At 42.2% G+C, this 23,259-nt stretch carries 21 protein-coding genes; 17 read left to right on the forward strand and 4 right to left on the reverse strand.

What is annotated here, in order from left to right:
- Positions 1 to 321 precede the first annotated feature (321 nt).
- The 10 genes from NC994_RS18990 (at position 322) to NC994_RS19035 (ending at position 11,460) form a co-directional block, all read left to right on the forward strand.
- On the forward strand, positions 322 to 1,692 hold the full coding sequence (locus NC994_RS18990) for an O-antigen ligase family protein (protein ID WP_190431758.1): 1,371 nt from the start codon (positions 322 to 324) through the stop codon (positions 1,690 to 1,692).
- A 274-nt stretch (positions 1,693 to 1,966) separates the two neighbouring features.
- Positions 1,967 to 2,881: a phytanoyl-CoA dioxygenase family protein gene (locus NC994_RS18995; RefSeq protein WP_190431766.1), complete on the forward strand. Its 915-nt coding sequence runs from the start codon at positions 1,967 to 1,969 to the stop codon at positions 2,879 to 2,881.
- Positions 2,882 to 2,979: 98 nt separating this feature from the next.
- A complete protein-coding gene (locus tag NC994_RS19000; protein WP_190431768.1) occupies positions 2,980 to 4,338 on the forward strand; it encodes a flippase in 1,359 nt (452 codons plus the stop codon).
- On the forward strand, positions 4,335 to 5,528 hold the full coding sequence (locus NC994_RS19005) for a hypothetical protein (protein ID WP_190431770.1): 1,194 nt from the start codon (positions 4,335 to 4,337) through the stop codon (positions 5,526 to 5,528). Before NC994_RS19000 ends, NC994_RS19005 begins: the two co-directional genes overlap by 4 nt.
- Before the next feature lie 2 nt (positions 5,529 to 5,530).
- A complete protein-coding gene (locus tag NC994_RS19010) occupies positions 5,531 to 6,439 on the forward strand; it encodes a glycosyltransferase family 2 protein (protein ID WP_190431772.1) in 909 nt (302 codons plus the stop codon).
- 14 nt (positions 6,440 to 6,453) lie between these two features.
- On the forward strand, positions 6,454 to 7,071 hold the full coding sequence (locus tag NC994_RS19015; protein ID WP_190431774.1) for a DapH/DapD/GlmU-related protein: 618 nt from the start codon (positions 6,454 to 6,456) through the stop codon (positions 7,069 to 7,071).
- A gap of 6 nt (positions 7,072 to 7,077) precedes the next feature.
- Positions 7,078 to 7,809, forward strand: a complete 732-nt coding sequence (locus NC994_RS19020; RefSeq protein ID WP_190431777.1) for an acyltransferase — start codon at positions 7,078 to 7,080, stop codon at positions 7,807 to 7,809.
- A 49-nt stretch (positions 7,810 to 7,858) separates the two neighbouring features.
- Positions 7,859 to 8,782: an NAD-dependent epimerase/dehydratase family protein gene (locus NC994_RS19025; RefSeq protein ID WP_190431779.1), complete on the forward strand. Its 924-nt coding sequence runs from the start codon at positions 7,859 to 7,861 to the stop codon at positions 8,780 to 8,782.
- A 23-nt stretch (positions 8,783 to 8,805) separates the two neighbouring features.
- Positions 8,806 to 9,939, forward strand: coding sequence for a glycosyltransferase family 1 protein (locus tag NC994_RS19030; protein WP_206753510.1), 1,134 nt, complete (start codon positions 8,806 to 8,808; stop codon positions 9,937 to 9,939).
- 30 nt (positions 9,940 to 9,969) lie between these two features.
- Positions 9,970 to 11,460: a hypothetical protein gene (locus NC994_RS19035; RefSeq protein ID WP_190431783.1), complete on the forward strand. Its 1,491-nt coding sequence runs from the start codon at positions 9,970 to 9,972 to the stop codon at positions 11,458 to 11,460.
- A 46-nt stretch (positions 11,461 to 11,506) separates the two neighbouring features.
- Here the strand turns inward: NC994_RS19035 and NC994_RS19040 are convergent, their stop codons facing one another.
- The gene (locus NC994_RS19040; protein WP_190431785.1) at positions 11,507 to 12,109 is read right to left on the reverse strand and encodes a methyltransferase domain-containing protein; all 603 of its coding nucleotides are present in this window, start codon (positions 12,107 to 12,109) and stop codon (positions 11,507 to 11,509) included.
- A gap of 251 nt (positions 12,110 to 12,360) precedes the next feature.
- Here NC994_RS19040 and NC994_RS19045 point away from each other — a divergent pair, with 251 nt between their 5' ends.
- The 3 genes from NC994_RS19045 to NC994_RS19055 all read left to right on the forward strand — a co-directional run bounded on the left by NC994_RS19045 (position 12,361) and on the right by NC994_RS19055 (position 15,844).
- Positions 12,361 to 13,233: a glycosyltransferase family 2 protein gene (locus NC994_RS19045; protein WP_190431787.1), complete on the forward strand. Its 873-nt coding sequence runs from the start codon at positions 12,361 to 12,363 to the stop codon at positions 13,231 to 13,233.
- Positions 13,230 to 14,432, forward strand: a complete 1,203-nt coding sequence (locus tag NC994_RS19050) for a glycosyltransferase family 4 protein (protein WP_190431788.1) — start codon at positions 13,230 to 13,232, stop codon at positions 14,430 to 14,432. Before NC994_RS19045 ends, NC994_RS19050 begins: the two co-directional genes overlap by 4 nt.
- A 146-nt stretch (positions 14,433 to 14,578) precedes the next feature.
- Positions 14,579 to 15,844: a glycosyltransferase family 4 protein gene (locus tag NC994_RS19055; protein WP_190431790.1), complete on the forward strand. Its 1,266-nt coding sequence runs from the start codon at positions 14,579 to 14,581 to the stop codon at positions 15,842 to 15,844.
- Here the strand turns inward: NC994_RS19055 and NC994_RS19060 are convergent.
- Together NC994_RS19060 and NC994_RS19065 are read right to left on the reverse strand one after the other, a co-directional pair.
- Positions 15,835 to 17,166, reverse strand: a complete 1,332-nt coding sequence (locus NC994_RS19060; protein ID WP_190431792.1) for a TIGR03279 family radical SAM protein — start codon at positions 17,164 to 17,166, stop codon at positions 15,835 to 15,837. The genes NC994_RS19055 and NC994_RS19060 overlap by 10 nt on opposite strands.
- A gap of 55 nt (positions 17,167 to 17,221) precedes the next feature.
- Positions 17,222 to 18,187 carry an undecaprenyl-diphosphate phosphatase gene (locus tag NC994_RS19065; protein ID WP_190431794.1) on the reverse strand — a complete coding sequence of 322 codons (966 nt, stop codon included), beginning with the start codon at positions 18,185 to 18,187 and terminating at the stop codon, positions 17,222 to 17,224.
- A gap of 382 nt (positions 18,188 to 18,569) precedes the next feature.
- Between NC994_RS19065 and NC994_RS19070 the strand changes: the two genes are divergently transcribed.
- Positions 18,570 to 19,235 (forward strand): DUF3120 domain-containing protein, encoded by a 666-nt coding sequence (locus NC994_RS19070; protein WP_199299407.1) that lies wholly within the window; start codon positions 18,570 to 18,572, stop codon positions 19,233 to 19,235.
- Between the two features lie 139 nt (positions 19,236 to 19,374).
- Positions 19,375 to 20,364, forward strand: coding sequence for an FHA domain-containing protein (locus NC994_RS19075; protein ID WP_190411854.1), 990 nt, complete (start codon positions 19,375 to 19,377; stop codon positions 20,362 to 20,364).
- 14 nt (positions 20,365 to 20,378) lie between these two features.
- On the opposite strand, the gene lipB is transcribed toward NC994_RS19075, so the two are convergent.
- Positions 20,379 to 21,074 carry a lipoyl(octanoyl) transferase LipB gene (gene lipB, locus NC994_RS19080; RefSeq protein WP_190431799.1) on the reverse strand — a complete coding sequence of 232 codons (696 nt, stop codon included), beginning with the start codon at positions 21,072 to 21,074 and terminating at the stop codon, positions 20,379 to 20,381.
- A 498-nt stretch (positions 21,075 to 21,572) separates the two neighbouring features.
- Between lipB and raiA the strand changes: the two genes are divergently transcribed.
- Both raiA and NC994_RS19090 read left to right on the forward strand, forming a co-directional pair.
- Complete coding sequence (gene raiA / locus NC994_RS19085) at positions 21,573 to 22,229, forward strand: ribosome-associated translation inhibitor RaiA (RefSeq protein WP_190431809.1); 657 nt, start codon at positions 21,573 to 21,575, stop codon at positions 22,227 to 22,229.
- A gap of 615 nt (positions 22,230 to 22,844) precedes the next feature.
- Positions 22,845 to 23,252 (forward strand): hypothetical protein, encoded by a 408-nt coding sequence (locus tag NC994_RS19090; RefSeq protein ID WP_190431811.1) that lies wholly within the window; start codon positions 22,845 to 22,847, stop codon positions 23,250 to 23,252.
- The last annotated feature ends 7 nt before the right edge of the window (positions 23,253 to 23,259 follow it).

Consider the following 23,259-nt stretch of genomic DNA (forward strand, 5'->3'; position numbering starts at 1 on the left):
TATTCCGGCAGAAGTTCGAGTGAGTTGTCTATAAAAACCTAGATCGACCATACATAACCTACTTGTTTTATATTTTTAAATTTAAGCTGTGTGAGTAGAAACCTGCCACTCTAAATAGTATTTATTTATCCTCATTTTATAGGTGAATCTCTTAAACCTATTTATAGTAAGCTTTTTGAAGTTACTAGTTTTTAGTTTGTATCTTTAAAAGAATTAAATACTCGTAAATATACGGAAATACATTATTCTTCTCTGGTTTAATCAGTCGCTATACTCATATAGGGTCAGCTTCGCGTTATTTCTTGTCTAAGAATATTAAACATGAGTACTCTCGCTTCAAACCCTCTATTGTTAATAATCGCTGCCACCAGTGCGATTATTTATATCTTATTATTGTTTAACTTTGCTGGTAGAAGTCAAGCAACCTCTAAAACATTAGAAAAAATTTTTATTGGTTTAATAATCTTTGCGATTGCAGGAGTTACTTTAACCGGATTTGATAAAATCCATCCTAGAGCTTTATATCTACAGGGAAAAAAGCTTTATTCGACAATTTTTCAAATCGGCATTTACGCCACCTTTATATTCATTATTTATTCGCGATTCTTGCAAAACATTAAAGATTCAGTTTTTGTTATTTCTAGGCTTCTCATTAATAATGTTTATTTTTGCGGATTACTCTTTTTATTAATTCTATCCGCGGCTTGGTCAGAAACTCCAACTTATACACTCAAAGCTAGTATAGTTTTTTTAGGCACAACTGCTTTTTGTGTTTACGTTGGTAAGCAGTATAAATGGAAAGAACTATTTGATTTATTGCTTACTATCAACAAAATCATACTTTTACTGAGTGTATTTTATGCTTTGTTCAGACCGTCAATTGGAGTAACGTCTAAGGGCTGGCAAGGAATTTTACCCCACGGAAATGCTTTTGGATTCTTGATGGGTCTAACAGCTGTCATGTGTTATATACAGTCAGTTCGCAAACCAAAAACTAAATGGCAATCTCTGGGTTTTGCTGCTTTATCTATTTTTGCTTTACAACGCTCAAACAGCGGAATGGGGAAAGTTCTGTTGGTTCTACTGATAAGCGTGTTAATCGTTATCCGCTTTATCAAAAACTTGCCTCCCCGATTAGCTTTTGCCTGCATAATCTTTTTTATGGCTATCGCCATGTGTTTGTGTATTGTAATTACCCAAAATGCCGAATTTATTATTGTAGATACACTGAATAAAGATTTGACATTAACTGGACGCACAGACTTCTGGCCTTTAGTCATCAACCACATTAAACAACATCCATTGCTGGGATATGGATACCAAGGATTTTGGCAGTCTTGGCGAGGAGCAGCCGATCCAGCGGCTGACATCATCGTGGTAAAAACCCAATTTAAGCCAGAACATTCTCATAATGGTTTTTTAGACCTAGCTGTAGACTTGGGATTCGTAGGATTAGGGTTCTTTTGTCTTTCTTTCTTAACAAATATTGCTTTAGCAGTTCAGTATATGAAACGTACCCAAGAACCTGAATTAGTCATGCCCCTGCTACTGATTACCTGGGCAGTTCTGACAAATATTACTGAAACTGGATTGATATCAATTACCTATGCTTGGCTGTTTTATGTTATAGCAACAGTTCGATTATGCCTGGACGCTACAGGAAACAGTTCTCAAGAGAATTCCAGCGCTTAAGAACTGGTTTGCCGGTCTTGAGGGGTGCCTAACAAAGCAGGCGATCGCTAGAAGGGTTAGAGGCTCGGTAAGCGATCGCTTTAATTAAGGATGAGTTTCAGCCAAATATGTTAAGCCGTGTTGCAATAACATTCAACACTTTTTCGGGATATTTACGTAGGAAAATTTTCTCGATCTTTAATTTCCGGATATTTACGTAGGAAAATTTTCTCGATATCTAATAATATACGTTTAAAAGTGAACTAAAACAATCAGTTCCTAAAGGATTTAATTTATGGACACACCTAAAAATTATTACGAAACTAACGGATACTATGTCTTTAGAAATCTCATTCCTGAAAGTTTGATTAATAATATTTTAAAAGAGTATAAATCCAATATTCTTTCATCTAACTCTCCTTTCTTTAGACAATCAACGAATAAATGGGAAACCAATACAATTACTCCCAATGGATACTCTGAAGAATCTTTTAGAGATGTTCACGATTACCCAGATTATCCAGAATTTACTGAGGCAGCTAAAGAAATTTTCTGTTTGCAGCAGGTTAGGGAAGCACTGACTGAACTGACGGGTAGTGAGGAGCATAACCTCATGCAAACTATGTTCTTTGATATGAACACAGCTACCCCTGCCCATCAAGATTGGTACTATTTAGATTCCATGCCTAATGGTCATTTGCTGGCTGGATGGTTTGCTCTAGAGGACATCCACGAAGAAGCGGGTCGATTTTATGTTTTACCAACATCCCATCTCGTTGACTTTGAGTTAACAGATGATGAAAAACTATCTAATCGGTTTTATTTGGAAAAGTTGAAGGAGTACATCAATGCTCACAAGAGTAATATTCAAGCTCCTGCCTTGAAAAAAGGAGATGTCTTGTTCTGGAACTCTAGAACGATTCACGGTTCCTTAGAAACACTTAATCCTCAATATTCTCGCAAATCTCTCACCGCTCATTATTTACCAGCGGTATATCAATTCGGTAGCCGCAATGCAGAATCTCCGACTGCTGTAGATTATGCCACGTACAAAGGAATGAAGTATCGTTTGATTCCTGCAATGTACAAAAATTATTCAGCAGCCGCAAAACTGAAAACAGATTTCTTGCAGTATTTGTGGGAGCAACCAAAACTAATGCGAACCGCAAAATTTGTGAGAAAAGTTTTGCAAGGTGCTAAAGGTAAATAATCGATTCTGTTCTGTTCATCGCAAAAACAAATAGGGTTCTGTAGGACGACCTAGTTCTCGAACCCTATTTTTATCCCTTTATAAATTGCCCAATTCTGATGTTAGACAAGCTGAGTCTGGTCAATCAAAAGCTTAGCCCTGGTCTACGCAAGGTGTTCAGCAACATCGCGTGGCTGTTCGCTGACAAAATCCTCCAAATGGGCTTAAGCCTAATTGTAGGGATATGGGTGGCTCGCTATCTAGGGCCGGAACAGTTTGGCTTATTTAATTACGCGATTGCATTTGTAGCGCTGTTGGGGCCAATTGCCAACCTGGGGCTTGATAGTATCGTAGTACGCGACATTGTGCGCGATCCGTTTACCAAGAATGAAACACTTGGGACTTCCCTCGTACTAAAACTTATCGGCGGTGCTGTAACAACTTTGTTAGCGGTTGGCGCAATTTCCTTACTACAGCCCCAGGACTCTTTAACTCATTGGCTGGTAGGAATTATCGCTGCTGGAACCATTTTTCAAGCTTTCGAGACGATCGATCTTTGGTTCCGCTCACAAGTTAAATCCAAGTATACAGTTGTTGTTAAAAACTGCGCCTATTTGCTTGTCTGTGCTGTCAGAATTGTCTTAATTCAAATTAAAGCTCCTCTCATTGCATTTGCCTGGGCAAGATGTGGAGAGCTTGCCTTAGCTGCTGTGGGATTGATAATAATTTATCAGACTAGTGGGCAAGATATAAAAGCATGGCGTAGCAGTCTCCTTCAGGCGAAGAACTTAATCAAAGAAAGCTGGCCCCTGATTGTGTCAGGAATCGCCATTTATATTTATTCCACTATCGATCAGGTCATGCTGGGTTCCTTCTCTGCTCAAGAACTTAAATTCGATCCTAAATATGAATTAGGCATTTATGCCGCTGCTGTGAAGATCTCGCAGATATTTGATTTTATTCCCTCTATCATGCAAATATCTTTTTTCCCAAAACTCACTGAGGCGAAGGCTCAAGGGGAGATTGAATATTTCAAAAAATTTCAGGCTTACTTTGATTTAACCTTAATTTTGTGGTTGATAATCGCAATTCCAGTTTCACTGCTTTCCACTTACGTCGTTCATTTCTTGTACGGAGATAAGTATGCAGCTTCAGCAATAATACTATCAATCTATGTTTGGTCACAGTTTGGTAGCGGTTTTGGTCTTGCAAGAAATGCGTTTATTATGATTGAAGGAAAAGCCAAAAATGAATTACTTTTAACCTTTATAGGGGCAGTCGTAAATATAGTTTTAAATTTATATCTAATTCCTAAGAATGGAGCGGTTGGAGCTACCATAGCAACTTTGATTACTTATTTTATTGTAACTATAGTTCTCAACTTTATAATTCCCGATTTAAAGCCAATCAGTAAGTTTATTTTGCGTTCTTGCAATTTATATAAGGCTGCTACAAGAATTAAAGGAATCGTGCAATGATTGAAATAAAACCAAGCATTCAGCACAAATCCACCTGTCCCCACAGCGGTACACTGCTTAATCCTCAAGGTATTCTTTGGCAGGGAATGCATATTTGCGTAAAATCTAAGTGCGGCTCCTGTAATACAGAAATTATTGAGGATTTAGAAGTTGGTCATGCTGTCACTTTTCCTTATCAAATTGATTTAGCAAAAGGCGACGTTTTTGGAAATGAATCTTGTAAATATTGGTTAGGTCAAAAACTTCTTTACTCTCTGCAAAATCCCCAATCTGAAGAGATTGCGATATCTAAGGAGGTTTTTAAGCAGCATCAACGTGTCATTATCTTAAACTGTATTGATTATCTTTATGGGCATAGTTTGTTAAAGCTGCTTAATGTCCAAAGATATCTAAATAATTACCCAGATTGCGGCTTAATTGTCATCGTCCCAAAGTTTTTGAGATGGATGGTTCCAGAGGGCGTTACAGAAATTTGGACGGTAAATATCCCTTTACAGCAAGGGCAATGCTACTATCCGAAGTTTGACCAATTTATCTCTGAGGAATCCAAGCGTTTTGATAAAATTTACGTAAGTAAGGCATATTCTCATCCGAGTCAGTTTGATATTAGTAAATTTACGCGGGTTCCCACTCATAGCTTTGATAAAGATTCAAACCAAATAACCTTTATTTGGCGCGACGATCGGATTTGGTGTAATCCGCTTCTCTTCAAAACCTTGAGGAAATTAAAGATGGTTGATATTGCCCTCAAGCTTCAGAATGAAAGAGTGCAAAAACTATTTTTAAAGATTCGCTCTAAAGTTCCTTTAGCAAAGTTTACGATCGCTGGTTTGGGGAGGAAAACTCAGTTTCCCGACTGGATTGAAGATTTGCGGGTAAACAAGTTTAATTCAGACACTGAGAGGCAAATGTGCCAAGTTTATTCCCAAAGCCGCTTGGTCATTGGTGTACATGGTTCTAATATGCTGTTACCTTCTGGTCATGCTGGCATGACTCTCGATCTGATGCCAGAGGATCGGTGGGGAAACGTGGCGCAAGATATCCTCTATCAAGAGACAGAGCCTCGATTGGCTGCTTTTCGATATCGCTATGTTTCGCTTCAGACTCCTTTAGATGAAATAGGAGCGATCGCTTCCAGTATGCTCCTACATTACTCCGAATATAAACAGAATATGACTGCTGATAAGTGACCATGAAAACTCCCGTTGCTTTGTTAATCTTTAAACGACCTGAGACTACAGCCAAGGTTTTTGAGGTAATTCGTCAGGCAAAACCGCCGAAGCTTTTAGTAGTTGCTGATGGCCCTCGTAGCGATCAACCAGGTGAAGCAGAAAAGTGCGCTGCTACTCGTGAAATTATTGACACTGTAGATTGGGATTGCGAAGTTCTAAAAAATTATTCAGATGTAAATTTAGGCTGCGGTTTACGTCCAGCTACAGGTATTAATTGGGTATTTGAACAAGTAGAAGAAGCCATCCTTTTCGAGGATGATTGTTTACCTCATCCAACTTTCTTTCAGTTTTGCGAGGAGTTATTAGAAAAATATCGCGATGATGAAAGAGTAATGAGTATTGCGGGAACCAATCTTTTAAGCGAACGGAAGTTACCTGGACAAAGTTATTATTTTTCCTACTTTGGTGGAAATTGGGGTTGGGCATCCTGGCGTAGAGCTTGGAAATATTTTGATTATGACATTAAGCAATGGCCTGAGATTTTCGAGAGTCGGTTCCTAGAAAATTACTTAAGGGTACCAAAATATTATTTGTTTTGGCAAAAAATATTTCAAGATGCCTACCAAAATAAAAACAGATCCTGTTGGGATTATCAATGGTTGCTAGCTTGTTGGCTTCAACATGGATTAAAAATAGTGCCTGAAGTTAATTTGATTACGAATATTGGTTTCGGAGCCAATGCAACTCACACTTTTTCTACTGAAAATCCCTTAGGTAAAATGGGGACGCAAGAAATTAGCTTTCCTTTGAAGCATCCTCCTTTTATGATTCGAGATGTAGAAGCAGATACCTTATTTCAAGAAAACTTTTTTGACAATAGAAGCCTATTTACTAAAGTTAAAAATAAACTTCAAAGAAGTTTTGCTTAAGGAGTAATTACGAGATGAACCCCTTCTCCAAAATTAAGTCTAAAATTAATGCTAATTTAACCAAAAAAAAGTGTGTAATTGGCAATAATTCAAGCGTTTTAGACCACAATTCACTGATAAGCCACGATCGCGATAAAAATAGTATTATTCTGGGTGAAAACACTTACATCGAAGGTCAATTAATGACTTTTCCGGGAGGAAAAATAAAAATAGGCAATTTCTGTTATTTAGCCCAAGGCTCTAAAATTTGGTCAGACACTTTAATTGAAATAAAAGATAGAACAATCATTGCTCATAATGTAAATATATTCGACAATCAAACTCATCCACTCGATCCGGTAGCGCGTCATCAACAATTCGTTCACATTATCCAAAAAGGCTTTCCTAAAGACTTAAACCTAAATGGAAAACCAGTCATTATTGAAGAGGATGTTTGGATTGCTTGTAACTCAATTATTCTAAGAGGGGTGACGATTGGAAAATGCTCAATTATCGGTGCTGGCTCAGTCGTTACGAAAGATGTCCCTGCTTGGACGATTGTTGCGGGGAATCCAGCCCAGATTATTGGCAAAGTTCCTGAAGGTGAACGGAAGATTTTAAATAGCAAAGAAGTAGTAAGCGATCGCGGGTAAAAATCAATGAAGCGCTTTATAGTATCTAAACTAACAGACGCTCAAATAGACAGGATTAAATGGCTAGGAGGTAACTTAAAAGCCCATTTTAGTAAAAGGCAAAATGTAGGTAAAAACTCTTATATCGATCCATCGGTTCATGTACTAGGGTGGGGTAATGTAAAAATTGGTCAAAATTCAGTTATCGGTTCGGAAACAGTAATTGTCATTAACAAACGAGAAAAAGAAAAAATTTCTGTCATTGTTGGTGATAACTGTTTTATCGGTCGCAGAAACTTTTATAGTGCTGGAGCTTTAATAAAAGTCGGTGACTACAGTTTAATTGGTAATGACTGTAAACTGTTAGGAAGTGGGCACGAATACACTTCTCCGTTTATTCCGTATCACACTGCTTTAACAACTACTGATGGAGTAATAGACATCGGCACAAATTGCTGGCTGGGTGTAGACGTGACTATTTTGAAAGGCGTCCAAGTAGGATACGGCTCAATCATTGGAGCTTCCACCGTAGTAAATTGCAATATTCCCCCATTCAGCGTGGTGGTGGGAAATCCATGTCGAATCGTTAAAAGATTTGATATGCGATCGCAAGAGTGGGTAAGGGCTAAAGATTATTCTGAAGATGGCGATCGATATCTTCCTGGTGAAGATGAATATTTAGCAATATTAAAAAAAAATTTTCCCGCTACTAGAATGCCAACAATCGCTGTTAGCAAGTTCTTCGGGGATTTAGACTAACAAAGTAGGAAGAAAATAGATAATTTACGAATAAATAAAAAATATTTCCATGAAAACTGTTTTAATTACAGGTGTAACAGGGTTTATCGGGCGATATGTTGCTCGTCAGTTTACAGAAACTGGATGGAGTGTTATTGGGCTGGGAAATCGCCCTCCAGAGAATGCACCTAGACAAGATTTGTTTCGCTATGAACAATTAAATTTGCCTTCTGCGGATCTAGCAAAAATTGTTCAAGAGTTGCAACCGGAAGTTTGTATTCACTGCGCTGGAAGAGCTTCAGTAGAGCTTTCAATTGGCGATCCATCAGCAGATTTTAGCAACAGTGTTGCTGTCACTTTCAACCTTTTAGATACATTACGTCTTTATGTTCCAAAATGTCGTTTAATCTATCTTTCTAGTGCTGCTGTCTATGGAAATCCAGAAACCTTACCCATTCAGGAAAACCAAAGCTTGAAGCCAATTTCTCCCTATGGCTTTCATAAGCTGATGTCTGAGCAACTTTGCGCTGAGTTTTTCCAAGTTTATAACTTACCCACTGCTATAGTACGCATTTTTTCGGGTTATGGGCCAGGACTGAGGCGACAAGTTCTTTGGGATATGTGTCAAAAAGCTTTGATAAACCCCGCACTAAAGTTACGAGGTACTGGCAACGAAAGCCGCGATTTTATTCATGGTAGAGACGTAGCAAGGGCACTTCAGATTCTTGCTGAAAAAGCTAATTTTGAAGCCGAGGTTTATAACCTTGCAAATGGTGTCGAAACAACAATCAAAGAATTAGCAGCATTAGTGTTAGCCAAACTAGGGGAAGATATTCCGGTTGAATTTGATAATAGTACTCCTGTCGGAACTCCAATAAACTGGCAAGCCGATATGAGCAAACTTGCCCAAATTGGATTTACCCCTGAAGTAACGATAGAAAGGGGTGTAAACGTCTATGTTCAATGGTGTCGAGCTGAGATTTTAGGATGGTAAAAAATCTACATATTTGCCTCAACATGGTGGGTGGCTCTGGCTGGCTAGGGGGCGTGCTATATATTCAGAATTTAGCTCGTGCGATCGCTACTTTACCAGAAACAGAAAAAGCGAATATCAAGCTAACAATCGCTGTTCACGATAAAGATATAAATTTAATAGAACCAGCCCGGGGTTACGTTAACCAAATTTATGCTACTTCCAAGTGGCAGCGTGCCTATCTAAAAATGTGTAATTTTTTAGCTGAGCGTATCTCTTTCATTCCTCTGGAACTACTAAATCCTCAAAAAATAAATTTTCTTTACCCGGCGATAGCAGGAACCCGCTCACCTTATCACTGGGGAGGTTGGATTCCTGACTTTCAACACTATCACTTACCCAACCTTTTCTCTCCGGAAGAAATCGCTCAACGTAATCGAGATCAGCAACAAATTGCTCACGCTGCTCCTATTATTGTCCTCAGTAGCAATATGGCACAAGAAGACTTTAAACATCTTTATCCGGAAGCAGCTTCTCGAAGTGTTGTAATGAATTTTGTAAGCTGTCCCGCACCTGAATGGTTTGAGTTAGATCCCAAACTAACGCAAGAAAGTTATCAACTTCCAGATAAATTTTTCCTGATCAGCAATCAATTTTGGAAACATAAAGATCATGCTGTGGTAATTGAAGCTTTGGGGCTACTGAAACAACAGGGGCTTACACCTACCGTTGTTTGTACTGGAAGTGCTACTGATTATCGTAATCCTGATTATTACAATTACCTCTTAACAAGAATTGAGGAATTAGGAATTAGCGAACAAGTACGTCTTTTAGGATTAATTCCTCGTGTAGACCAAATTCAGCTCATGAGGAGGTCTTTAGCTGTAATTCAGCCTTCTTTATTTGAAGGTTGGAGTACGGTTGTAGAGGACGCACGTTCTCTTGGTAAACCCATGTTACTTTCTGACTTTCCTGTTCACCTGGAGCAGAATCCTCCTGATTCTTACTTTTTTGAGCGTAGTAATGCGGAACAACTAGCAGCACTGATTGATAAAAGTTTCACTACATTAACACCAGGACCAGATGTAGAAAAAGAAAGTTTAGCTAAACAGGATAATGTTGAACAAATCAAAGGATACGGTAGGCGTTTTTTAGAGATAGTACGCAGTGTTGTATAACCAACAAAATTTTATCTAGGGATTTTTTAGATGTTGAAACGCTCAGAGAAATACTTACATTACGTACTCTTTGATACGCTCAAAGAAAAGAATGTTATTCCTCCAGCCTTTTTCTGGATAGCTGTAGCTACTTTGTATGCAGTAGCGAATGCGCCGAAGAATAGGATAATCATGGCGTTTCAAGCAATTTTCAATCGCCTGCCTCAAGATTGGGTTTCTACAACTGTTCAAGCAATCGAAAGTCGTTTCAGCCAAGGGGTAATTTCTCCAGAAATCCTAGCCAAAACTGCTCCGCAGCAACTAGCTGAGATTACTACTAATTACGGCATAATCCCTATCAAAGGATTTCTCTTTTTTATCGCAACTTTAGTTATTGCATACCCAATTTTAATATCGGTTATTAAGCCGCGCCATTCACTATTTCAGTTTGGGTTTAAAAGAAGAGCGATCGCGTCTCTAACCATCTTTGCAATTATATCTTTACTCATCGTCCCTTTTCGCTATCCTTTAGGTCCAGGGGTGATGGGTTTAGAGTATGCCATTAGGAGTTTAGAGCCTTTTAGTCAAAATGCTGACTGGTATTATCGACGCTTGTTTATGCTAGCGATCGCTAACTTTATCCATATGAGTGGACCATTCCTATATTACATTTTTTCTCTGGCTTGTACCTATCTTTTAATCTTCTTGACTTTAACCTTTATCGACTCCAAAATCTTCGGTTCAAAAGAGACTGATGAGGGGCAACAAGAAATTGAATCCAAATCGATAAATTATCAAAAACTTGGTTTATATTACCTTTCAATTGCAACCAGTAGTTATTTAATTTTTAATTGTCAATTTCCGGGCTATGTCGATCAGTTATTTTTTAGCCTGCTATTACTTCCAGCTTGTATCCCTATGACTCGGCAGGGAAGACTCGCAACCCTTGCTTTTGCCTTAGCCACACATGAAGCCAGTGCTTTTGTCTTTATCCCAATTGTTATTTTCTGTTTTCCCAGAAGAGAAGTATTAACCGCTTTATCCTTAGTCCCCATTTATTGTTTTATTTGGTTTGCTGGCAGTGGATTTTCTCTGGATAGTCCAGTAAAGGCACACTTGATACTGGAGAATAAGACGGCATTGCAGTACTTAGCTGAAAATCCAATGTTGGGGTTAGCAGGGTTCTTTTTCTCCTACAAGCTATTGTGGATTATTATCCTGTATATCTTGTGGATACTTTGGCGTCAGGGCGAGACACTTTTGGTAAGTGCGATCGCTTGCATCATTGCATTCCCTATTTCTACAATGTTTTTGATTGTGGATACTAGCAGAAATGTAGGCTATGGTTTCTTTGGAATGTTAATTGCTTTTGCTATCCTGATTCGGGAAGAAAAAGTTTTTTCGGGGCATCTTATATTATTTTATATGGTCATTCTAAATATTATTATTCCTTCATACTATGTAGGTTTAAACACGGGTTTTCAGACTTATATGGGTCTGTATCATCTTATCCCTCTTTTTCCCTCCACTTATGTTCCATAAATATAAAATTTTAGGGTGAGCATTGCCCACCCTACTCATTCAACTATTATTTAATACATTCCATAAATAGGGATTCTGGGCGTTCTTCTCGTTCTGCAATCCCTGGTATTTTACTGTCTCGGTAGTTGCCTCTAACCACTTCCCGAAATCCAGTATCCAAGAGAATTTTTCGCAACGAGTTTTCGTTATAGTGCCAGTGGTGGCGATTTTTTTCTAACGTCTGCGTTGCTTCTAAAAATTCTGTCAAAAATACTTCAGGACAGCTAGGATTGTAGCTCTTTATTAATTGATCGAGGTCTGGAACTGCAACCCGAAATATTCCACCTGGCTTCAGAACTCGATAAACTTCAGAGATACAATTTAAAGCGCCTTCCAAGTATAAATGCTCAAGTACATGAGATGTATATGCTGCATCAACACTATTATCAGACCAGGGAAATTTTTTAGTCAGATCCAGATATGTAAGCTGACGAAAAATTCCTTTTTGATGCTCGTCATATCGTTCTCGATCGAGCTTCCCTACTTTATACATGAGATCAGGTAAAAAGGGGATTTTTGAAACCCAGATATGAGGAGTAATATCTGTATTGATCCAGCCAGAGAAAATGCGGTCGAAAGAGCCTAAATTTAATTTCATTGCCTCAGACATATTGTTGACCTCAGAAAGTGAATTAAGCCGCTATAAATTAGCTTAATAAAAATCAATATCAAGAATATTGAAAATATTCTTTAATTTTAGAAAAGGTAAGCTTAGGGCTTGCTAAATTGTAGAATATAGGTTGACCAAAAAAAGCAATTACATTGATACATTGTTCATGCTTCTAATTTTAGTATTCCCAAGTTCAGGAATAATATAGCTATTATGACAACTAACATTTATTTTAATAATGTGAGGCGCTGATGGAAAATACTAGCATAGCTGTTCTTATCACTTGCTATAACCGCAAGCAAAAGACTTTAGCAAGTCTAGAGGCACTTTTCAACCAGGTACTCCCAACTAACGTTAATCTTTGGGTCTATCTTGTAGATGACGGCAGTACTGACGGTACAGCAGCAGCCGTCAACCAACATTATCCTCAAGTAAAGATTATCCAGGGAGATGGAAATTTATTCTGGAATGGAGGAATGCGAGTGGCATTTTCTGAAGCCATTAAGCACCCTCATGATTATCATCTCTGGCTGAATGATGACACGCTAATTTACCCAGAAGCTTTAAGTAATTTGCTGACAACCTCTCATTTTTTAGCCTCGCAAGGAAATGCAGCAGCCATTGTAACCGGGGCGACTTGCGATCCGGAGACGAATACGGTTTCTTATGGCGGCGTCGTGAAAAGTACGTGGTGGCATCCCTTCAAATTTCGCTGGCTAGAACCGAGCCAAAAAGCTATACGATGTGACACCATGCATGGAAATTGTGTATTGATTCCTAAAGAAATATTCCAAGCAATCGGAAACTTAGATCCTGACTTTAAGCATTATGCGGGAGACTTTGATTATGGGTTACGCGCGAGAGGAAAAGGATATACGGTTTGGTTAGCTCCAGGCTACATCGGAACCTGTTTAGGAAACCCTCTGTACGCAAACTGGATGGATTCTAATTTGCCGATTCGCGAACGATGGCAAAAGGCAGAACAACCTAAAAATTTCACATTTCAAGAAAGGAAGTTATTTGCTCAGCGCCATGCTGGAATTTTATGGCCTATTTATTGGTTGCTGCCCTACAGAAAATTGCTTTTCTCAAGCTTTAGCAAACGGGGACAGGTGGGAACATGAAAATTATAAATTCTGGCGATAAAAAATTAAAAATAGACGATCTCCGCATTGCTATTGCGATCCCCTCAGTCGAATTTGGCTCTTACTGGCGACCTGTTTTGTACGAACTTACGAAAATCTGTAAGAATACAATTTTTTATACTGGCTGTCTTTGGCCGAAATTCGATGCTGATGCTCCAGGAGCTTCCGCGGTTAAACTTGTAGGAAAATTTAAATTTGTAGAAGCAACTCAAGTATCGGGTGGCTATGGTCGCGGTTTTATGGTAGCTTCCCCAAAGATTGTAAATGAGTTACTTGAGTTTAAGCCTCATGTTGTTTTTGTCAGCGCTTTCTCTATATGGACTGTTTTAGCACTGCTTTTCAAACCCTTGGGAGGTTGGAAAGTTGTAATTATTTATGATGGCAGTTCACCGAATACAAACTTTGAAGATTCTAAACTTCGTACCTTTTCGCGTCGTTTAATGGTTAAATTCACAGATGCTTTTATTGCTAATAGTAATGATGGCACAAAGTATCTTCATAAGGTAATTGGAGCTAAGGAAAGGAGAATTCATACTAAAACTTATCTGGTGCCTGAACCCCAAGCTTTGCGGGAACGTCTTGAAGCTGCAAAACCTAGTGAACTAAAGCTAAAGCGTCCGGTTTTTTTATTTGTCGGACAAGTGATTCCTAGGAAAGGAATAAAGCCCTTATTGGAGGCATGTTCTCTTCTTACAAGCCAGGGATATTCTGATTATTCGTTGCTAATTATTGGAGATGGAGCGCAACGTGAGGAATTGGAATTTTTTATTAAAAACAATAATCTAACAGAGCGTGTGACCTGGACAGGATGGGTAGATTACGGGCAACTAGGGGCATATTTTCAGGATGCCGATGTCTTTGTTTTTCCTACCTTTGAAGATGTATGGGGAATGGTGGTGCTGGAGGCGATGGTATTTGGCAAACCCATATTGTGTTCTAAAGGTGCAGGCGCTTACGAAATGGTGATAGAAGGAGAAAATGGGTATTTGTTTGAGCCGCAAAACCCAGAAGAAATTGCTGAAGGAATGCGCCGTTTTATAGATAATCCAGAGCTTGCTGCCTCAATGGGAGAAAAATCAAAGCAGTTGATCGGGCAGTACACTCCAGAGGCAGCAGCCAAATCGATGGCAGAAGTAGCAATGAATGTTTTACAAAAAATTCAAATAAATGCCGAATGATATTGAATTGAGACAGCGCTTCTAAAATTGCGTTTCTCAGCTTAGGCTGGAAACCAAAAAAATAATTTTGGGTAAATGGGTAATTTTGAAAGTGGGTGGGAACTATAGATAGAGAAAACGGCTAATTTTATAAAAGGTAAAAGCCTATGAAAATCCTTCTATCTGCATACGCTTGTGAGCCTGAGTGTGGCTCTGAGGAAGGGGTAGGCTGGAATACAGTTCGGCAAGTAGCAAATCATCACGAAGTTTGGGTGTTAACTCGAATTGGTTATCGTGCAGCAATTGAAGCCGAGCTAGCTTGTCACCCGGTTCCCAATTTACACTTTATTTATTTCGATCCATTTAATTGGACGGAAGATTGGCGGAATAAACAAGGGTTAGTGCAACTTCATTACTACCTTTGGCAAATCCAAGCTTATTTTCTGGCAAGGCGGCTGCATCGGGAGATTGGCTTTGACTTGGTGCGTCATGTCACTTATGTGAAACACTGGTCTCCTAGCTTTTTAGCCCTATTGCCAGTCCCCTTCATTTGGGGGCCTGTCGGAGGTGCTGAATCGGCTCCAAAAGCTTTCTGGAAAGATTTTAGTCGGCGTGGCAAGGTTTACGAATTGCTGCGAAACTTCGCTCAATCGCTGGGTGAACAAGATCCATTTGTGCGGCTGACTGCAAAGCGAAGTTGTGTAGGATTAGCAACCACTGAGGAAACGGCAGAACGCTTGCGATCGCTTGGAGTAAAAAATGTCCAAATCGCTTCGCAAGTGGGTTTATCTAAGGAAGAAATTAGTCAATTGGCGCACCATATTGTGCCTGATGATAGTCCCATACGGTTTACTACCGTGGGTCGGCTCATCCACTGGAAAGGAGTCCATCTGGGGATTCGAGCTTTTGCTTTGGCTCAAATTCCCCAAGCAGAATACTGGATTGTGGGAGATGGACGGGAACGGCAACAATTGGAAGCGATCGCTCACTCACTGGGAGTGGCGGATAAAGTTCGCTTCTGGGGCGCTTTACCGCGCCAGGAAACCCTATCTAAAATCGGGCATTGCCACGTCCTCGTTCATCCCAGCCTGCATGAATCTGGGGGATTTGTCTGCGCGGAAATGATGGCGGCGGGGCGTCCAGTCATTTGCTTGGATCTGGGAGGGCCAGCGGTACAGGTAACGGAGGAAACTGGGATTAAAGTGGCTGCGATAAATCCCGAACAAGTCGCACGCGACGTAGCTGCTGCGATGACTCGTTTAGCGGAAGATCCAGCGTTACGGGTGCGAATGGGACAAGCGGGACAAAAGCGGGTGAAGGAAGTCTTTGATTGGGATCTCAAGGAAAGGCTTTTGCTCGATTTGTATGAAAAAAGGCTATCTCAGTCCGCTATCGTCCCTTCACTTGCTAAAGGCTTGACGGATCAAGGGTGAATGCAGGCGTCGATGAGTTCTTCGATGCCATTGATAGGCAAGATTGGTGTACCCAACTCAGTGGCGAGTTGTTCCACAGTCATGTCATCCAGGAAGCAAGAATCGCCATGTTTTAGCATGACTGAGGGGAGGAGAATGCGATCGCCCAAATCTCTTCCCTTTAGTTTCAGCAAATCTTGACCCGTTAACAAACCAGTGACGCTAATCTCTTGTCCCCAGTATTCGCTACGCAACGCCGCCAGATTTACTTGCAGTCCTTGCACTTGATTCAGGCGTTGCAAGATAGGCTCAAAGGCTTTTTCCACTGCATTCCCCACCACCCAAGTTAATTTCTGGGATGTTTTTAAACGTCGCGGCAATTTTTTCTCAGCAACCTGCTGAAATTCCTTGAGAAATTGGCGAATCGAACCGACCCCATTGCCGATTTGAGGATAGTCTTCGTAGTCTGATTCAGGCGGTAATTCTTGCCCAGCAATTAAAAACCACTCGTCGGCTAACCAGGCGAAAGTAGATCCCATCTGGTTGCGGAATTTCTCCTGGAGTACCTGGACTTGCAAAATCACTTCAGCGGCTTTCTGGGGCGTCACTGGGGTTAGTTCGTCTTCGGTTGGACGGAAACGTGTCAAACCGACCGGAACCACTGCCACAGAGGCGACAGCCGGGATATCTCCCTGGTGAAAAGAGGCTAAATCCCCCAGGGTAGTCTCTAGGCGATCGCCATCGTTAATGCCAGGACAGAGAACAACCTGGGCATGGATTTGCAGACGCCGTTCTTGAAACCACCGCAGTTGCTGCAAAATCTCAGCGGCGCGGGGATTTTTTAACAGGCGGCTGCGGACTTCTGGTTCGGTAGCATGGATGGAAACGTAGAGGGGAGAAAGGCGCATCTGCTCAATCCTGTCCCATTCCCTCTGGGTGAGATTGGTCAGGGTTAAGTATGAGCCATAGAGAAAGCTGAGGCGGTAGTCGTCATCTTTGAGATAAAGCGATCGCCTTTTACCGGGAGGCTGTTGGTCGATGAAGCAGAAAGGACAGCGGTTATTACACTGAATTAAGCCATCAAATAGGGCAGTTTCAAATTCCAAGCCCAAATCATCGTCGTAGTCTTTCTCAATTTCCACCGAGTGGCTTTTGCCAGCAGTATCTAAAACTTCCAGTTCCAGCACTTCATCCGCACACAAAAACTGGTAGTCAATAAGGTCGCGGGGGCGCATCCCGTTGATGGAAACAATTGCATCTCCCGGTTCAAACCCGACTTCGGCGGCAATGGAGTCGGGGAGAACCTGGGTAATTAAGGCTGGACGAATAGAAATCTCGCTCATAAAACTAGGAGGAAACGAACCGCTTCAGGCACGGAGGGAGGAGAAGAAAAAGTAATTAAATATTAGGGATTAGTTTGACGAAGATCGCGCCCAAGATAGCTATTCCAAATGCTAACCGATACCAAATAAATACCCACGTACTCTGGGTTTGCAGGAAGCGCAGCAGCCACGCGATCGCGAGATAGGAAAATACTCCTGCTGAGATGACTCCCGCCACCAGAGACAGCAGTCCACCATCTCCCAGCCCTGTTTCTACAACATCTTTTAATTCCACTAACCCCGCTAGGGTAATTGCTGGGATTCCCAATAAAAAAGAAAAGCGTGCAGCGGTTGCCCGTTCTAAATTCATAAATAGTCCAGCAGTCAGGGTAGAGCCGGAGCGAGAAACGCCGGGAATTAGCGCCAAAGCTTGCGCCAAGCCCATCAAAATGCCATCTTGAAGTGTTAATTGCTCAAAGTTACGCTTTTTATGCCCAATACGCTCTGCAACGCCCAACAATAAAGCCATGAAAATAGAGGCAATGGCGATCGCTGCCATACTGCGTAACGGGGAGTTGTCAAAGTCGGGAATAAACTTTTTGATCAGCAGTCCAAAAAAGAGGATGGGTAAGGTTCCCAAAACGATTCCCAGTGCCATACGGAAGTCGTTGGATTCGTAATTCTTGTGAGCGATCGCCTTAAATGCACCCGTTGTAATTTGTGTCAAATCCCCCCAGAAATACCACAGCACTGCGGCAATACTGCCCAGCTGAATCACGGCGGTAAAGGCGACTCCTGGATCGCCCCATCCTAGCGCCACCGGCACCACCTTCAAATGCGCCGTACTACTAATGGGCAGAAACTCAGTCAACCCTTGCACCATGCCCAGAACCACCGCTTGAAAGATATTCATCTGGGGTGTGGTTGCGGCAACGGGTACCACGTCTTGCGCCCTTACCATCGCTTCTAAGGGGAAGGTCAACGCAGCGCTGGCAGCACCGACACCAAGAATCGCCAATTTTTTACGTTTTGATACAGCCATGAAATCCTCTAATAAGCAGCATTCCAGACAAGTCAGCCTTTCTTTTTTCTTCTTTGCGAGTCACCGGCAGAGGCATCTTGCGCCACTACACATAGCACAGGCATTACATAAGACGAGCAATTTTTAGAAAATCTCCGACTCTCAACGCCGAGTTCCTCCCAACTTCCCATTCATTTTCTGCCACCCTACTCCGAAAAGCCACTTGTATTGCTCAATAAAACTCAGCTAAGATTTCTATATCCCCCCCTAGGGCATTTTTCCTGTGATATCGTAAAAGATGTAAACTAAAGTAAAGAATATTAACAAAATCTTGTTTAACGATACCTGGTTTTCTAATTCATCTTCTTCTGTCCCTGGTAATCTTCCCCAGCCAAGTAAAACTCTGTTGGGGTTTTTTGATTGGGGAATCGGCACCCGCCAAGCTTGGTTAGTTTTCGCAGCTGCGTCTTTTCTGGTATCCGTGCCAGTGTTTGTGCAAGCCCCTTTAGTGCGGCTGCTACCAGAACTGAGTTTAGTAATGACAGCCGGGTGGGTTTGGCTGAGCGTGGTTCTCAGACGGCGTCCTGCGACTCATGTGTGGGGAGATTTGCTGCTGGGATTTAGCTGGAGTTGGTTGGCAGGGTCGATTTATTGGGGCTGGCTGCGCTGGGAACCCACGATCCACTTGCCGGTGGAAGCAATTGGTTTACCGTTTGCCTTATGGTGTTTGACCCGCCGTTGGGGTCTTGTCGGCAACCTATTTTATCTTGGCTCCCTGTTTGGCACGGCAGTAACAGATATATACTTCTACTTAGCTGGTTTGATTCCACACTGGCGAACCGTCATGCAAGTTGCACCAAGCGAGGCATCACTGGTTTTTCAAAGTGCGATCGCTCAAGTCAGCACCCCCTGGGGAACCAGTTGGGCAATCGTGCTTCTCGGAATCCTGTTAGGCGTTGGTCTGGTACCATTGCGATCGCGCCAGCTGCATTGGTGGGCGTTTGGTGGAGCCGTTTTGAGTACAATCTTGGTAGACGGTCTGTTTTGGCTGGCTGCTACTATGGCTTAAAAATATCTTGAAAGTGTCCCCTGAAAAATTTATTCATGTCGGGACATCTAGTTACAAAGGTTCCCAAATTACCCATCAAGCTCCAGAAGAAAGCTAAAATTTAACCACTCCATACGATGCGTCGTTGCTTCTCTAGCCTGTGGTGACTTTGCGACCCACTCCTTACTTACTCCTTCGTACCGAGTCCGGCAATCGCTATCTCCCCTTGGTAAGTAGTAACTGCTGGACAGTTGGTCGCAGTGACGACAACAATTTTGTGTTGCCGGATCGTTGGATTTCTCGCAACCATGCAATGTTGCAGTGTACCGAAACCGGCGAGTTCTACCTAATTGACCTAGGAAGTCGCAACGGCTCCTTTGTTAATGGCAGACGAGTCAGTATTCCAGTTACTTTACGCAATGGCGATCGCCTTACCTTTGGTCAGACGGATCTAGAGTTTCACTGTCCTACCGCCAACCGCAACAATGAGCCATTGCCAAGCGGGGACAAGGATACACTGACTTCGACTTTGCACGTACGCCGTCTGATGTCAGTCATGGTGGTAGACATCCGCGACTTCACAGTTCTCACCCGGCAACTAGATGAAAAAATATTATCGGCGGTGATCGGTACTTGGTTCCGCCATGCAGGAAATATTATTCGAGAGTATGGCAGCTGGGTTGATAAATATATCGGCGATGCGGTCATGGCGATTTGGTTTCATGGACCCCAAGGAGTGACCGATGAGGATATGCTCAACATTTGTCAAGCAGTGAGCGCCCTCCATAAAATCACAATGGATTTGAGTAATAAATATCCCGTGCCCTTTCCGCTGCGAATTGGGGCAGGAATTAATACGGGTTTTGCAATGGTTGGGAACACGGGTAGTGGCGATCGCCCCGATTACACCGCGATTGGGGATACGGTGAATGCGGCATTTCGTCTGGAATCTGCCACCAAGCAACTGGGTCTGGATATTGCTGTGGGAGAAACCACTCACGAATATCTCATCTCTTTAGCAAAGCAAGAGACTGGTTTTAAGCAATATATCGTCAATCTCAAGGGCTATGAAGTGCCCACCGTGACCTATGCAGGCTCCTACGCTGACTTAGATAGTTTTTTGCAGGTCAATACGCTCAATAAAGACTAAACAGCAATAAACAATTAGCAATTTTGCACAATTAGCTGAACGTGGAAAACTTCCGCAAAGGCTTTCGCTACTTCTTGGCGCACTTGGTGCAAGTCAATTCCGGGTACGAATTGGGCAAGACTGCCAACCGACTTATCAGCAATACCGCAGGGGACAATGCGCTCAAATCCGGTAAGGTCGGGACAAACATTTAAGGCAAAGCCGTGCATGGTAATCCACTTGCTGACCTTAATGCCAATCGCTGCAACCTTACAGCCTTCCAGCCAAACGCCAGTCATTCCGGCAACGCGATCGCCCTTTAACCCGTAAACATCCAGTACCCGAATCAATACCTCTTCTAACTGCCGCAAGTACCAGTGCAAATCTTGCTGGTAATAGCGCAGATTAAGGATTGGGTATCCCACTAACTGACCCGGACAGTGGTATGTTACCTCACCCCCTCGTTCCACTCGGAAAACCTCCCAGTCGGTCGCTGCGGGATCAAACTTAAGAAATTCCAGACTGGCTCCCTGTCCAAGCGTGTAAACGGGCGGATGCTCTAGCAAAATCAGGGCATCCGCCAGACTAGGGTCGTTGATGCGTTCGGAAACTAGCGATCGCTGCCAGTCCCAAGCTGCCGAATAGGGCATCTGCCCCCGATTGTATAACCGGAGTTGGCGCAGTTGCTCCGAGGCTTTCCCAGTAGACCCTTCAGACTTACTTAAAATCATGGCAAAAATCAACAGTAATTTGACTTATATTTTTTGCATAATTAATCTGCTGGAATCAAGAAATGTCAAAAGATGCAAAGGATTCTGAAGAGAAGTCAAAGGCATAAGTTCTCTAGAATACAAAGTGCTAGTGTTGAAGTTATAACCTCAAGTGTTGAGGGAGGATGTCTCTTCAAAATAACCCCAAAGATAGACTTGGAGATCGCAACCAAGCTGGGGAATGTACATTAGTTAAATAGCACCCTAGGAAACCTAAACAAAAACAGCGGCAGTTGCTTATTTGCGATAGAGCTGCTGACAACCCCTCTAGCTGGGGGACTGCCAGCAAGAACATCCTAGCAACAGTGTGAAATCGGGAAAAATTTGCTACTGCTCAAAGTTTTGGCTCCGTTCAACGTTTGCTAACACCAAAAAACGGGAACGCGATTGCTACTGAGAAAGCCGCAATTCTGCTGAGCTTTCTAAATTATCACAACGGTACAGCATGGAGTATCCGGTATGAAGCTTGTTATCCACGGCAAAAACATTGAAATTACCGACGCGATTCGTGAGTACGTAAATCAAAAAATTGACAAGGCAGTCAGCCACTTTCAGAGTTTAACGAGCGAAGTAAACGTGCATCTTAGTGTGGCTCGCAATCCCCGGATAAATCCAAAACAAGCCGCTGAGGTGACTATCTTTGCCAACGGTACAGTAATCCGTGCTGAAGAGAGTAGCGAGAGTCTCTACGCGAGCATCGACCTAGTTGCCGATAAAATTGCCCGCAAACTCCGGAAATATAAAGAAAAGCGTCTGGATAAGAAGACTCAGACTCAAATGAAGACTGGCATTGCGGTAGAACAAGAGCCAGTGCCAGAGGATCTCATTGGTTCTCGCACCCCCGAACTCCCCTCAGAAGTGGTGCGTACCAAGTACTTCGCAATGCCGCCAATGACGATGGACGAAGCCTTGGAACAGTTGCAACTGGTGGATCATGACTTCTATATGTTCCGCAATGCCGAAAGCGGTGAGATTAACGTTATTTATGAGCGCAACCACGGTGGTTATGGAGTAATTTTGCCGCGTAACGGGAATGGACATACCCATCACAAAAATGGCAAAACTGACAACCACAGCAGTGGAACGGCAGAAAAGTCAAGCTCTGCAAAGGCATAAACAGAACTGAAGAGCATCTAGATTCTCGTTCCCAGACTCTTAGTTGGCTCTGACTTGATCGGGTAGGGGCATCCACAAGGAATGCCCCTACCTTCCTGATTTCACAGGATCGCCCCACAGGTTGTAGAGAAACTTTTTCTTGCAAATCGCACTCGCCACTACTGTGCTGGTATTGATTCCAATTTAGGTTGCGATCGCTTTCCCAGCCTCATTACGAAACTGAGCGATCGCACCTTGCATTGCTCGTAGTTCATCTTCTGAAATTCTTAAACAATTTGTCTACATAACACTTTGTTGAAACCCTAATTTCTAACGATCAACACAAACAAGAAATTAGATAAACTTAGCGTCACAGTAGTTTTATCCCTGGGTTTTCTTCGGCAGCCACTTGCAGGTATCTTTCAACTAAGTGCTGCTATCGTTCCCTTCAAAATCAACCAGATGCAGTTGAAACTTCAAAACAACTTCTTTCTCAACTTTTAAAGGAGCTAGTTGGCAATAAGTAGGATCGTCGTTGCGATGAGTGGGTCAACATGACCAAACCTATATTAAGCCAGAGGATGAGAAGGATAAACAAGTATTAACCTGAGACAAGCGGGTTGTACAAAAAACAGGTTGGTAGAGAAAAAGGAAGGTAAAGTCATTATGCATGAGGTATCAGAGGAACACGCGAAGGCCGCAGAGGAACACGCGAAGGTCTCAGAGGAACATGGGAAGTTAATCGAGGAGGTAGGAAAGACTCTAAAGGAGCGTGGAAAGAGCGCCCAAGAGCATGGAAAGTTGATAGAAGAGTACGGAAAGGCCACACAGCAGCATGCGAAGGCATCGCAGCAGCACGCGAAGGCATCGCAGCAGCATGATGGAAACTCAACAGAGGAATTCGTGAAAGCTGCACAGGAACACTCCAAGGCAACAGAAAAACATACCAAAGCAGTCAAGGAGTTCCTCCAGGTAGCACAGGAGTTCGTCCAGGTAGCACAGGAGCAGGTAGAGACATCCAAGAAATTGTTGGACAAACGATAACTTGATT

The sequence above is a fragment of the Trichocoleus sp. AS-A1 genome (assembly GCF_039962015.1).
Classification (GTDB): Bacteria; Cyanobacteriota; Cyanobacteriia; order Cyanobacteriales; family FACHB-T130; genus FACHB-T130.

Bases quoted from the DNA above. Each gene is read 5' to 3' on its own strand.
- NC994_RS18990 (WP_190431758.1), top strand. From the start codon at position 322: ATGAGTACTCTCGCTTCAAACCCTCTATTGTTAATAATCGCTGCCACC.
- NC994_RS18995 (WP_190431766.1), top strand. From the start codon at position 1,967: ATGGACACACCTAAAAATTATTACGAAACTAACGGATACTATGTCTTT.
- NC994_RS19000 (WP_190431768.1), top strand. From the start codon at position 2,980: ATGTTAGACAAGCTGAGTCTGGTCAATCAAAAGCTTAGCCCTGGTCTA.
- NC994_RS19005 (WP_190431770.1), top strand. From the start codon at position 4,335: ATGATTGAAATAAAACCAAGCATTCAGCACAAATCCACCTGTCCCCAC.
- NC994_RS19010 (WP_190431772.1), top strand. From the start codon at position 5,531: ATGAAAACTCCCGTTGCTTTGTTAATCTTTAAACGACCTGAGACTACA.
- NC994_RS19015 (WP_190431774.1), top strand. From the start codon at position 6,454: ATGAACCCCTTCTCCAAAATTAAGTCTAAAATTAATGCTAATTTAACC.
- NC994_RS19020 (WP_190431777.1), top strand. From the start codon at position 7,078: ATGAAGCGCTTTATAGTATCTAAACTAACAGACGCTCAAATAGACAGG.
- NC994_RS19025 (WP_190431779.1), top strand. From the start codon at position 7,859: ATGAAAACTGTTTTAATTACAGGTGTAACAGGGTTTATCGGGCGATAT.
- NC994_RS19030 (WP_206753510.1), top strand. From the start codon at position 8,806: ATGGTGGGTGGCTCTGGCTGGCTAGGGGGCGTGCTATATATTCAGAAT.
- NC994_RS19035 (WP_190431783.1), top strand. From the start codon at position 9,970: ATGTTGAAACGCTCAGAGAAATACTTACATTACGTACTCTTTGATACG.
- NC994_RS19040 (WP_190431785.1), bottom strand. From the start codon at position 12,109: ATGTCTGAGGCAATGAAATTAAATTTAGGCTCTTTCGACCGCATTTTC.
- NC994_RS19045 (WP_190431787.1), top strand. From the start codon at position 12,361: ATGGAAAATACTAGCATAGCTGTTCTTATCACTTGCTATAACCGCAAG.
- NC994_RS19050 (WP_190431788.1), top strand. From the start codon at position 13,230: ATGAAAATTATAAATTCTGGCGATAAAAAATTAAAAATAGACGATCTC.
- NC994_RS19055 (WP_190431790.1), top strand. From the start codon at position 14,579: ATGAAAATCCTTCTATCTGCATACGCTTGTGAGCCTGAGTGTGGCTCT.
- NC994_RS19060 (WP_190431792.1), bottom strand. From the start codon at position 17,166: ATGAGCGAGATTTCTATTCGTCCAGCCTTAATTACCCAGGTTCTCCCC.
- NC994_RS19065 (WP_190431794.1), bottom strand. From the start codon at position 18,187: ATGGCTGTATCAAAACGTAAAAAATTGGCGATTCTTGGTGTCGGTGCT.
- lipB (WP_190431799.1), bottom strand. From the start codon at position 21,074: ATGATTTTAAGTAAGTCTGAAGGGTCTACTGGGAAAGCCTCGGAGCAA.
- raiA (WP_190431809.1), top strand. From the start codon at position 21,573: ATGAAGCTTGTTATCCACGGCAAAAACATTGAAATTACCGACGCGATT.